Consider the following 1013-nt stretch of genomic DNA (forward strand, 5'->3'; position numbering starts at 1 on the left):
TCGATTCCCTCTTTGAGGGAGTAGGTATAAACAGGGTCACCGAAATAATCGGTGCTGGAGACGGTTGCGGTCTCTTTGGGCGTGGCAGTGAGACCAATCTGGGTGGCCGATGAGAAGTATTCGAGGATCTCGCGCCAGGCGCTGTCTTCGGCGGCGCTGCCCCGATGGCACTCATCCACCACGATCAGGTCGAAGAAACCGGGTGAGACCTGCTTGAAGGCTTTCTGTGACTCTTCTGGTCCGGTGAGCGCCTGATAGAGGGCAAGGTGGATCTCATAGGCAGGATCGACAGTACGCCCAGTGACCTTGGCCATGGCCGAGCCAAAAGGCTGAAAATCATTACGCTTGGTTTGTTCCACCAGCGCATTCCGATCGGCCAAAAACAGGATGCGCTTCTTGGCGCCCGCCTTCCACAAACGCCAAATGATCTGGAATGCGGTGTAGGTCTTGCCGGTGCCGGTGGCCATCACCAGCAATACCCGATCCTCACCTTTCGAGATGGCTTCTACGGTCTTGTTGATGGCCTGCAGCTGGTAATAGCGGGGAGATTTGCCGCTGCCATCCGAGTAATAGTCCTGACTGATGACAGGCAACTGTGCCTGGGTGTAACCCTTCCAGGTGCAGAGTTTGTCCCAAAGCTGGCCGGGGCTGGGGAAGTCCTCCAGCGCGATCTCGGATTCCAGCTTGGCCGGATTGGTCTTGTCATGAAATACAAAACCATCGCCGTTGCTGGCAAATACGAACGGCACATCCAGCAGACGGGCATAATCGAGCCCCTGCTGCATCCCCTTGCCAATCTCATGCTTGTTGGCTTTGGCCTCGATCACCGCCAGTGGCAAGCCCATCTTGTGATAGAGCACGATATCGGCCGATTTGACCTTCTTGCGTGCCGCCATCTGGCCGCGCACCACCACCTTGCCATCCCGCAGCTTCACCTCTTGGCGAACCTGAGTCAGGTCATCCCACCCCGCAGCCTTGATAGCAGGCAGCAGGTATTTCGAGATGATGTCGGC

1 protein-coding gene is annotated in these 1013 nt (G+C 57.0%); it reads right to left on the reverse strand.

The features are described from left to right. Nucleotides 1-1013 (reverse strand): DEAD/DEAH box helicase family protein (locus tag L972_RS07425; RefSeq protein ID WP_047437133.1); only part of this gene is annotated, 1013 nt, incomplete at both ends.

It is taken from the genome of Aeromonas sp. ZOR0001, assembly GCF_000801015.1.
Lineage (GTDB): Bacteria > Pseudomonadota > Gammaproteobacteria > Enterobacterales > Aeromonadaceae > Aeromonas > Aeromonas veronii.